11 protein-coding genes are annotated in these 10,924 nt (G+C 41.0%); 4 read left to right on the top strand and 7 right to left on the bottom strand.

Translation table 11 applies throughout. The annotated features are described in order from the left end of the window. On the bottom strand, positions 1 to 774 hold a 774-nt coding region (locus tag B4F91_RS09500), incomplete at its 3' end, for a threonine--tRNA ligase (protein WP_288635675.1). A gap of 383 nt (positions 775 to 1,157) precedes the next feature. Between B4F91_RS09500 and B4F91_RS09495 the strand changes: the two genes are divergently transcribed. Then, positions 1,158 to 1,604: a DUF3010 family protein gene (locus B4F91_RS09495; RefSeq protein WP_004587837.1), complete on the top strand. Its 447-nt coding sequence runs from the start codon at positions 1,158 to 1,160 to the stop codon at positions 1,602 to 1,604. A 305-nt stretch (positions 1,605 to 1,909) separates the two neighbouring features. Beyond that, the gene (locus B4F91_RS09490; protein ID WP_286936257.1) at positions 1,910 to 3,643 is read left to right on the top strand and encodes an AMP-binding protein; all 1,734 of its coding nucleotides are present in this window, start codon (positions 1,910 to 1,912) and stop codon (positions 3,641 to 3,643) included. 62 nt (positions 3,644 to 3,705) lie between these two features. Here B4F91_RS09490 and B4F91_RS09485 read toward each other — a convergent pair whose 3' ends face one another. The 5 genes from B4F91_RS09485 to B4F91_RS09465 form a co-directional block, all read right to left on the bottom strand. After that, entirely contained in the window at positions 3,706 to 4,170 is a 465-nt protein-coding gene (locus B4F91_RS09485; protein WP_055253445.1) for a DUF1456 family protein, read from the bottom strand. Between the two features lie 113 nt (positions 4,171 to 4,283). Further along, a complete protein-coding gene (locus tag B4F91_RS09480) occupies positions 4,284 to 5,528 on the bottom strand; it encodes a lipoprotein-releasing ABC transporter permease subunit (RefSeq protein WP_286936255.1) in 1,245 nt (414 codons plus the stop codon). Beyond that, positions 5,518 to 6,216, bottom strand: a complete 699-nt coding sequence (gene lolD, locus B4F91_RS09475) for a lipoprotein-releasing ABC transporter ATP-binding protein LolD (protein WP_286936252.1) — start codon at positions 6,214 to 6,216, stop codon at positions 5,518 to 5,520. The genes B4F91_RS09480 and lolD overlap by 11 nt, the downstream gene beginning before the upstream one ends. Then, complete coding sequence (locus B4F91_RS09470) at positions 6,209 to 7,426, bottom strand: lipoprotein-releasing ABC transporter permease subunit (RefSeq protein WP_286936250.1); 1,218 nt, start codon at positions 7,424 to 7,426, stop codon at positions 6,209 to 6,211. The genes lolD and B4F91_RS09470 overlap by 8 nt, the downstream gene beginning before the upstream one ends. A 125-nt stretch (positions 7,427 to 7,551) precedes the next feature. Then, entirely contained in the window at positions 7,552 to 8,421 is an 870-nt protein-coding gene (locus tag B4F91_RS09465) for a LysR family transcriptional regulator (RefSeq protein WP_029774426.1), read from the bottom strand. 131 nt (positions 8,422 to 8,552) lie between these two features. On the opposite strand from B4F91_RS09465, the gene B4F91_RS09460 reads away from it, so the two are divergent. Together B4F91_RS09460 and fghA are read left to right on the top strand one after the other, a co-directional pair. Beyond that, positions 8,553 to 9,674 carry an S-(hydroxymethyl)glutathione dehydrogenase/class III alcohol dehydrogenase gene (locus tag B4F91_RS09460; RefSeq protein ID WP_004587830.1) on the top strand — a complete coding sequence of 374 codons (1,122 nt, stop codon included), beginning with the start codon at positions 8,553 to 8,555 and terminating at the stop codon, positions 9,672 to 9,674. Positions 9,675 to 9,742: 68 nt separating this feature from the next. Beyond that, positions 9,743 to 10,585, top strand: a complete 843-nt coding sequence (gene fghA / locus B4F91_RS09455; protein ID WP_055253436.1) for an S-formylglutathione hydrolase — start codon at positions 9,743 to 9,745, stop codon at positions 10,583 to 10,585. Here fghA and B4F91_RS09450 read toward each other — a convergent pair. Next, positions 10,539 to 10,913, bottom strand: a complete 375-nt coding sequence (locus B4F91_RS09450; RefSeq protein WP_288635672.1) for a hypothetical protein — start codon at positions 10,911 to 10,913, stop codon at positions 10,539 to 10,541. The genes fghA and B4F91_RS09450 overlap by 47 nt on opposite strands. Positions 10,914 to 10,924 lie beyond the last annotated feature (11 nt).

Here is a 10,924-nt window from a genome sequence, read left to right as displayed (position 1 = left end):
TTCTTGCCAGTGCCATAAATCAAGCGCTTTACCAATACGGCGGTGATCGCGTTTTTCAGCCTCTTCTAAGCGTTTAAGGTACGCTTTAAGTTGCTTTTTATCGCCCCACGCTGTGCCGTAAATACGCTGTAGCATTTTGTTTTCAGAGTCGCCACGCCAGTAAGCACCAGCTACTTTCATTATTTTGAAGTTTTGGCAGAATTTCATGTTTGGTACGTGCGGACCACGACACATGTCTACGTATTCTTCGTGGTGGTATAATCCTGGGCGATCATCTTTTGCGATGTTTTCGTCCAAAATTTCCATTTTGTATGTTTCGCCACGCGCTTCAAACGTATCGCGTGCTTCTTGCCAGCTGACATTTTTTTTCACTACGTCGTAGTTTGTTTTTGCAAGTTGCAACATACGCTTTTCAATTGCGTCTAAGTCTTCTTGAGACAAAGAATGTTCCATATCAATATCGTAGTAAAAACCGTTATCAATAGTTGGACCAATAGCCATTTTAGCGTCTGGGAAAAGCTGCTTAACTGCGTGACCGATTAAGTGAGCACACGAGTGACGAATAATCTCTAGGCCGTCGTCATCTTTTGCGGTGATGATCTCAAGGCGCGAATCTTCGTTGATCATATCGCACGCATCAACACGCTCGCCATTAACGCGACCAGCAATGGTTGCTTTAGCAAGACCAGGGCCAATGTCGTTAGCTACATCAAGAGTACTTACAGGGTTTTCAAAACTACGCTGACTGCCGTCAGGAAGAGTAATAACTGGCATTATAAATCCTTACATACAGTGGTGACACCTACAATGTATCACGTGTATTTTTAAATAAATTAAATGAGAATGACTCGACAACGCTTTTACGAATAAGCATTGACTATTTTTCGCCATAAATGACTAATGTAGATGCTGAGTCTGCTCAACTACAAAAAAGATATTGTCGCGTGATAGAGTATCAATTACAAGTTTAAAGCGCGTTCATTACTTGAAATTTTACCTAAAATTGTCATTTTTTTGTTTTTCGCTCGCTAATTTAAATTAAGCATGTGACAACTTGAGTTTATTGATTATTAAAATGCACCTGCGCCGCCTTGCTCTCGCAATTTATTAGATGTTGGGTATAATACCAAGCAATTAAGTTATATTAGAGAACAGCAATGAGAACATGTGGTGTAGAAATTACCGGTAGTGATGTACTACTTTGTATTTTAAGTAAAGATAACGACGTATTTGATATTCGCGATGTGCGCCAAACACGCTTTACCTTAGGTAACGGTAACGACACTGAAATAATGCGTAAATTTCAATTTGATTTTGCAAAACTAATGCAAGATTACCAAATTGATTCTGTTGCCATTCGTGAGCGCCAACCTAAAGGTAAATTTGCAGGCAGTGCAAAGGGCTTTAAAATGGAAACAGCGATTCAATTAATTGAAGAGTTAGACGTTCGCGTGTTCTCAACGACCGAAATTAAAGAGCAGCTTAAACGCAACCCTATACCTATTGCGTTTGAAGACACAGGCCTTAAAAAGTACCAAGAAAACGCTTTTGTTAATGCCTATGTATACATTATGAAAAAAACCTACCGCAGTGACGAGCTATAAGTCACAAAGCGATTAAAACAAACTATAAAAACGCCATTTAGTGGCGTTTTTTTTATGCCTTTATAAAAGTTAGTTTTTATTGCCCCTCTGTAAAACGTTCCATTTAACTTTTCTTTATGCTTAGTACATTAGTCTAACCACCCTTTCTTTGTCGACAATTTGTGTTTATTTTAACTACAGCCTATAACAATTCGCTTAACTATTTTTTATTTTGCTACACAGCTATTCGTGGCTAAGCAAATGAATACTGACTTATCAGCACGGATTGATATAAGTAACTGACACACATTAATACGGAGAAGCACATGCACACACCATCGCGCTCGGTAAAAGAAGTAGAACAAATAAACACATTACCGCTCACAAAAAGCTATTTTAAAGGTGCGCAAAGCACGCCGCTAACGGATAAAACAATTGGCGAGTACTTTGATTTTATTGTCGACAAACACCCTGATTCGCTCGCTGTCGTTGTTAGCCATCAAAATGTACGCTTAACGTATAAAGCATTTCAAAATGAAGTTAATCAACTCGCTATGGGGCTACTAGCAATCGGCGTTAAACCAGGAGATAGAGTAGGAATATGGTCACCCAATAACATTGAGTGGTGTTTAACCCAATTTGCGAGCGCCAAAATAGGTGCCATTATGGTCTGCATTAACCCTGCCTACAGGCCAAACGAGTTAGCCTATGCTTTGAACTCGGTAGAATGCAGCACATTAATTACCGCGTCACATTTTAAAGGCAGCAATTATATAGACATGCTTAACAGCTTAGCGCCAGAGCTTACCCAATGTGAACCCGGTGAGCTAAATGCACATGCCCTACCTAGCCTTAAAAATGTAATACGCATTGGCAATGAAAAAAGCCCTGGTATGTTTACGTTTGCTGATGTGATGAATTTTGCCACCCCAGCCCACAAGCTTGAATTAAATGCGATTGCAGCAAATTTAAACGCGGATCAAGACATAAATATACAGTTTACCTCTGGCACAACGGGCAACCCTAAAGGCGCTACACTCACCCATAAGAACATACTTAATAATGCGCTATTTGTTGCAGAGGCTATGCATTTTACAGCGCAAGATAAACTGTGCATACCTGTGCCTTTGTATCATTGTTTTGCGATGGTGCTTGGCAGCCTGCTATGTGTAAGTAAAGGTGCCGCAGCTATATACCCAAGCGATGCGTTTGATGCAAAAACCACGCTTAATGTTGTCCAGCAAGAGGGCTGTACCGCGCTGCATGGTGTGCCTACTATGTTTATTAGCCAACTAGAGCTGCCTAATTTTACCAATTATAACCTCAGCACTTTACGCACTGGTGTAATGGCGGGCTCAACGTGCCCTGAGCAAGTCATGCGTAAAGTACAAACACAAATGAACATGCATCAAGTATTAATTGCGTATGGGCAAACTGAGTGCAGCCCAATCAACAATATAACCGAAACCGACTCATCAATAGAGCGCCAAGTAACAACCGTTGGCCGTGCCCTTGCTCACACTGAAGTTAAAATTATTGACGAACTGGGTAACATTCAAAAAATAGGTGTACCTGGTGAGGTCTGCAGTAAGGGCGCCGGTATAATGCGCTGCTATTGGAATGACGAAGAAAAAACAAAAGCCACTATAGATGACGAAGGCTGGTTACACTCTGGTGATTTAGGGGTAATGGACAGCGAAGGGTTTGTGAGTATTGTTGGCCGCATTAAAGACATGATCATTCGAGGTGGCGAAAACATTTACCCACGCGAAATTGAAGAGGTTCTTTACACTTACCCAGGTATTCAAGATGCCGCTATATTTGGTATTAGTGATGAGAAGTACGGCGAAGAAGTGTGTGCGTGGATCCAGCCAAAAGAAGATGCAGTACTTGATGATCAAGCAATACGTGCATTTTTAAAAGACAAACTCGCCTATTTTAAAATGCCTCGTTATATTCGCTTTGTAGAGAGTTACCCAATGACAGTAACAGGCAAACTGCAAAAGTTTAAAATGCGAGAGCAAATGCAGCAATCTCTTACTGATAAGGCCTTTTCTTAACCGCAAACATTAACTACAAAAAAGCTCAGCAATTGCTGAGCTTTTAGCGTTAAATAATTTATTTACTCTGCAGGGCGATACTGCTGCTGAACACCTGTTAAAAACAAACGCAAAACCTGGTCGTTACACACACGGTAATGTTTATTTTCTACTTTGCGAGAAAACGCACTGAGCTCATGTTTACTTAATTCAAAGTCAACTTTTGCAAGTGTTGCTATTACATCTTCTGCTTTCATGTTTAAAGCAATACGTAGCTTCATAAAAATAATATTATTATTTAACTTAGCCTCTGGTACAGGCTGTGGGCCTTCGCGCTTGCCACGCTTTGTATTTATAAAGCCATTTAAAAACGTAGCAAACTCAGTGTCTGACATTTTAACAAACCCTTGCTCACCCTCTTTTGTTAACCATGCAACGACTTGCTCAGTGGTAACTGTAGCCTCTGCGGCGGCAAAAATACCGACCATGGCAGTATCGGTTAAATTAAAGGTATAGCGAACACGGCGTAAAATATCGTTATTTGTCAAAGTAATTTCCTGAGTAGAGAGCGAGGCTAAATTAGAGCGCCCACGTTAAATGAGCGCGCAGTTTAGCAGCTTAAGGCACGCTGCCCTATTGATATTTACACTATTAAGAGTTGTTAATTACCCAGCACCTTGGCAGGGTCGACTCGAGTTGCTTGCCACGCCGGGTAAATAGTAGCAAGTACAGCTAAAACAAAGGTAACAATAACTGTTATTCCAATATCACTGAGTACTAATTTACTGGGTAAAAACTCAATAAAATAAACACCTTCAAGCGGATTAGCTGCAAATAACTGGCTAACCCATGTAAACAGCTCACTAATGTTAAGCGCTAATATAACCCCAACTAGTGTGCCAAGTAACACGCCAACAAAGGCTTGCGTTAAACCTTGCATGACAAAGGTAGCTAAAATAGTACTGTCTTTAGCGCCCATGGTTTTTAAAATAGCTATGTTGCCTTGTTTTTCGCGCACTTCCATTACAAGCGACGATACAATGTTAAAACTAGCTACCGCTATAATTAAAAACACCACAATGTACACAATTGTGCGTACCATTTGAATATCTTGATACAGGCTACCTTGCGTTCTAAACCAGCTAGAAACATACACATAATCACTAATAGTTTGCCCTACTCGCAGTGCAATTTGATGCGCAGCAAACACATCATCTACGCTCAAACGTAAACCTGTTACTTGGCTGGCGTCGTAACCTAAAACTGACTGTGCTTTATTTAAGTGAATAAATGCAGCGCTACTGTCAATTGGCCCACCCATTTCTATAATGCCCGCAAGTGTTAACGTTACGCGTTTAGGGGCTAATAGAGACTTGCCTTGCTCGCTAATTTTAGGAATGAGTAAAGTAATATTATCGCCTATATTAGCGCCTAATCGCTTTACAATTTGCTTGCCTAAAATAACGTCATCCGTGCGCAGCTGACTAACCAATGTGCCTTTGGTAAATTGATTTATGGCCGACACATTCCCTTCATAGCTAGGTTCAACGCCGCGTATTTCTACCGCTTTAAGCTGGCTTTTAAATTGCGCCATACCATTTACTGCTATAAATGGCGCAGCACCTGTAACATGAGACTCTGCTTTAAGTTTTTCTACTTTGTTAGGCCAATCAGCAATCGGTCGGCTAGGCGCTACGTATTCAACTTGCGGTACCACACTTAATAAACGATGCACTAATTGCTGCTCAAAGCCATTAATAACAGAAAGCGCGACAATTAACACCGCCACCCCTAATAAAATACCAACAGTAGAGGCTTTGGCAATAAAGCTTACAAATGCGTTTTTTTCGTCTTTATGGCCAGAATACGCTCTAAAGCGTTCACTTAAAAATAAACTAAGCAACATGGTGCGGCTCTTTTATAGCAAGTTTCCCATCATCTAAATACGCAATTTTACCTAGTTTGTCTGCAAGCTCTAAGTCGTGAGTAACCACCACAAAACTAGTATTTAAGCTTTTATTTAGCTCATTAATTAAATCGTAAATTTTAATCGCGTTTTGCTTATCAAGGTTACCGGTAGGTTCGTCGGCTAACACTAATGCGGGTTTAGTCACTAAAGCACGAGCAATAGCAACACGCTGGCGCTCTCCACCAGACAGTGCCGAAGGTTTATGCTCACTGCGATGCGCTAGGCCTACTTTATCTAGCATTTGCAAGGCTTGCTCTTTCGCCTCTTTTGCGTTGAGCCCTTTAATTAGTAGCGGCATAGCCACGTTTTCAACCGCACTAAATTCCATTAATAAATGGTGAAACTGATAAATAAAGCCCAAGTTTTTATTTCTAAACGCCGCCTGCTCTGTTCGCGATAATTTAGCAACGTTTTGATTTTTTATTTTAGTGCTACCCGATGTAGCCGTATCAAGGGTTCCTAAAATATGCAATAAGGTACTTTTTCCTGAGCCTGAGCTGCCTACTATAGCCAGCATATCCCCTTGGTTAAGAGATAAGTCCACCCCTTTTAATACTTCTACTTGGTTTTGGCCATCTTGATAAACTTTACTTAAGTTTTGACAGCTAATAACTAAATCATTCATAACGCAATACCTCTGCTGGTTTTACTTTTGCGGCTTTGCGCGCAGGATATAAAGTGGCTAAAAAGCTCATTGCAATACTGCTAAGCGCAATAATAACGAGGCTTAGCACATCAAATTTTACCGGAAGCTCTACACCTGCTAGTAGGTTTAGCCCTACAGCAGCGAGTAGTTCATTAATATATAAGCTAAACAATACACCTAAAAGTGCCCCTATCGCGGTGCCAATCACCCCGTTATACAAGCCTTGCACCATAAACACTTTTTGTACTTGTGAAGGCGTTAAACCTAAGGTTTGTAATATCGCCACTTCGCCTTGTTTTTCACTCACCATCATAGTCAGTGCCGAAACAATATTAAATACAGCCACTAATACAATCAGCCCTAACAACATAGACATAATACGTTTTTCCATGGCAACCGCGGCAAATAAAGTACCTTGGCTACTGCGCCAGTCACTTACTTGGTAATCGCGTAAAATGTGCTGGCTGTCCTTTGTAAATTGCGCTAATTCAAAGGGTTCATGTAACGACACACTTAAGTTAGGCGCGGTATTTTTGTTAAGCTTTAATACCCGCTGTAAAGATGCACCGCTGGTAAATGCAAGGCTCATATCTATCTCTGAGCCGGTTTCGTATATTGCGGCTATTTTAAATAAACGCTGACTAGGTACGCGCCCAAGTGGCGTGTAAGTTGAGGCATTAGGCATAATTACGCGCAGCTTTTCTCCCATACCTACGCCAAGTTTTCGGCTTAAGTAACGGCTAATAGCTATGTTGTAGCTATTATTTAAAACGTTCTGCCAATTGCCCTGCACAACTTTATCAGTAATTTTATATAGCGATCCGTTATTGCCATACAAGCCTTGCAGTAATACGCCGTGTAAATCTTTATTGGTTTGCAAAATGGCTTCACCGTGGCGGTAAAGGCTTACGTGATCTACATAATCTGAGCGCTCTAAATCGGCTTTTAACGCTGTCATTTGTTCGCTGGTGTGTTTATTGGCTTGTACTTCTACGTGAGGAATGAGCCCTAACATATTTGTTTTTAAACTGTTTTCAAAGCCATTCATTACACTGCTTACAGTGAACAAGGCCATTAGCCCTATGGCTATTCCGGCAATAGAAAAAAACGAGATAAACGATATAAACGCATTTCCTTTGGAGGAGCGGCTATATCTGAGCCCTATAAATAAGCTAACCGGTTGAAACATATTATTTAAAACATTTATGCTAAAAGTGTGCGGCTATAGTAGCACGAACTAAGATGAATTGAATATGACCATAAATGTAAGAAATAATTTATAAATCTTATACTTGGCTATATTTTAAGCGCGCTTTATTCAAGCCCAGCCACTAAATAATCGAGTAATACTCTTACATTAGTGGCAACAAACTGACGCGGTGGGTAAATTCCCCACACGCCTTCTTGATCCGGCTGATAAGAAGTTAATACTGGCACAAGCTCGCCCGTTCTTAGCTCATTTTCAATGTAATAATTTGGCAGCTGCACTATTCCTAAGCCTTTTTTTGCACCATCAACCAATGCCCAACCACTATTACAGCGCAAGCGTCCTGCAATTTTAATGTGTTTATCGCGGCCGTTTTCGTTTACTCGCCAGTAACTGCTATTACCAATTAAACATTGATGTTGGTTTAGCTCGCCTAGGGTATGAGGCTCACCTACTCGGGATAAATAATCTGGGGAGGCACACATTATAAAGCGCCTAGCACTTAAACGCCGTGCTCTGTGGCTTGAATCTTTTAAATGCCCTAACCGAATGGCTAAATCAAACCCGCCTTCGAGTAAATTTTCTTGCTCGTTAGAAAGCGTAGCAATTACTTCGACCTCAGGATGAGCGTGCATAAAATTGTGCACAATGGGCATAATAAAAGTTTCACCATACATAACTGGTGCTGTTAATTTAATTTTACCTTTAGGCGTTGTTTGCTGCGTTGCTAAGCTTTGCGTGGCATCGTCCATAGCATGTTGTAATTGCTTAGTTTGATGTAAAAAGGCTTCACCTTCTTTAGTTAATACAACTTTGCGGGTGGTACGGGTGAGTAACTGGGTGTTTAAACGCTGCTCCAGCGCCGTTACATGGCGACTTATATGAGCAACTGACAACCCCAGTACATTAGCCGCTGCTGTAAAACTACCCTCTTCACCCACTGCTATAAATTCGTCTATGCCATCCCAACGCGCCATTATTACCATACTGTAAAAGTGTTTTAATAAATCGGAGATTATCATTATTTGAGAAACAAATACAATAGCGTCATCACCCAAACAAATTGGGTCTACAATTGTTATTTAAAACCACTACAAAGGATAAACACATGTCTGAATTTATAAAATCAAAAGCAGCTATTGCGTGGGGTCCAAACCAACCGTTAAGCGTTGAAGAAGTTGATGTAATGATGCCTAAAAAAGGCGAAGTAATGGTAAAAATTACTGCTACTGGTGTTTGTCACACTGATGCATTTACTTTATCAGGTGAAGATCCTGAAGGTATTTTCCCAGCAATTTTAGGCCACGAAGGTGCAGGTGTTGTGTATGCAGTGGGCGAAGGCGTAACCAGTGTTGAAGTAGGCGATCACGTTATTCCACTTTACACCGCTGAATGTGGCGTATGTAAAATGTGTACTTCAGGCAAAACTAACCTGTGTTCAGCAGTGCGCGAAACACAAGGTAAAGGCCTAATGCCAGATGGCACTACACGCTTTTTTAAAGACGGCCAACCAATTTATCACTACATGGGGACGTCTACTTTTTCTGAGTACACAGTACTTCCAGAAATTTCACTCGCAAAAGTAAACAAAGAAGCGTCGCTTGAAGAAATTTGTTTATTAGGCTGTGGCGTAACCACAGGTATGGGCGCGGTAACAAACACTGCAAACGTAAAACCTGGCGATACCGTGGCTATTTTTGGCTTAGGTGGCATTGGTTTATCGGCCATTATTGGTGCAAAAATGGCAGGTGCGGGTCGCATTATTGGTGTTGATATTAATACCAGCAAATTTGACCTTGCAACAAAACTTGGCGCAACAGATTTAGTAAACCCTAAAGATTTCGACAAGCCAATTCAAGAAGTGATTGTTGATATGACCGATGGCGGTGTTGATTACTCGTTTGAGTGTATTGGTAACGTTGATGTAATGCGCTCAGCACTTGAGTGTTGTCATAAAGGTTGGGGAGAGTCGGTAATTATTGGTGTAGCCGGTGCTGGCCAAGAAATTTCAACCCGTCCTTTCCAACTAGTAACAGGTCGTGTATGGCGTGGTAGCGCATTTGGTGGCGTTAAAGGCCGTTCACAGTTACCTGAAATAGTTGAGCGTTACATGGCAGGCGAATTTGCTCTTAACGACTTTATTACGCATACCATGAGCCTTGAAGAAATTAACGATGCGTTTGATTTAATGCACGAAGGTAAAAGTATTCGTACAGTAATTCACTACTAATACGCTATTGGTAACCTATGTATTAAAAAGCCGTAATACTTAATTGTTTGCGGCTTTTAAGGATTTTTATGTTAGAAAATATCTCAAGTACAAAAGTAGCAGGTGGTTGGCACAAACAATATACCCACACTGCAACAAGTACCCATTGCACAATGCGTTTTGCGGTATTTTTACCCCCAGGCGCAAGCGAAACAAATAAAGTGCCGGTACTTTATTGGCTATCGGGTTTAACCTGTACAGACGAAAACTTTATGCAAAAAGCCGGCGCATTTAAAAAAGCGGCTGAGCTGGGTATTGCAATTGTAGCGCCTGATACAAGCCCACGTGGTGATAATGTCCCTGATGACGATAACTACGACTTTGGCCAAGGCGCAGGCTTTTACGTAAACGCAACACAAGCACCGTTCAATACACATTTTAATATGTATGACTATGTAGTTGATGAACTACCTATGCTTATTGAGCAACACTTCCCAGTAACCAGTACTAAAGCAATTAGTGGTCACTCTATGGGCGGGCACGGCGCTTTAATGGTGGCACTTAAAAACCCTAAAGCGTTTGTTAGCGCTTCGGCCTTTAGCCCTATTGTTAATCCAATTGACTGCCCATGGGGCGTGAAAGCATTTACGGGTTACTTAGGCACTGACAAAGAGCTCTGGGCTCAATACGATTCGTGCGAATTGATGAAAAAAGCGCAGCAGGCTGATTTTCTCCCTATGCTTGTTACGCAGGGCGAAGCCGATGGGTTTTTAGAGGAGCAACTTAAGCCACAAAATTTAGCGGCTGTTGCTAAAAATAAAGGTTACCCGCTTAGCATTGAAATGCAAGCTGGCTACGATCATAGTTACTTTTTTATAAGCAGCTTTATTGACCAACACTTATCATTTCATAGTCAGTTTTTAACTGCGTAATCTCATTAGTGTGTAGATCAGATTTATCTACTTCTACACACTCTTTCAATACTTTACTCACTTGCCTACACACTTGTACCGTATTGCCCTCACCTTTTACTAAATTGATCAGCAATGAATCTATTTTTAACCCTATATCTGTAAAACTAAACCCATTTTTGTCTTTCGGTAGAGGTTCGAGTGGATTTTTATAAAGATCTGAACGAGCAGGGCTATTACTATATTTATTGGCGCGTGCATTTGACTGTGCCTGCCCATCAATTATAACACCAGCGACTGTGCAGCCACTTAGGTAAATAACACATAAACATAAAGTTAGCGCTCTCATGACTCATCCTT

This window comes from Pseudoalteromonas sp. UBA6610, assembly GCF_002433295.1.
GTDB lineage: Bacteria > Pseudomonadota > Gammaproteobacteria > Enterobacterales > Alteromonadaceae > Pseudoalteromonas > Pseudoalteromonas atlantica.
Note: the sequence above shows the minus strand (reverse complement) of the source record. Positions and strands in the feature narration are given on the sequence as shown.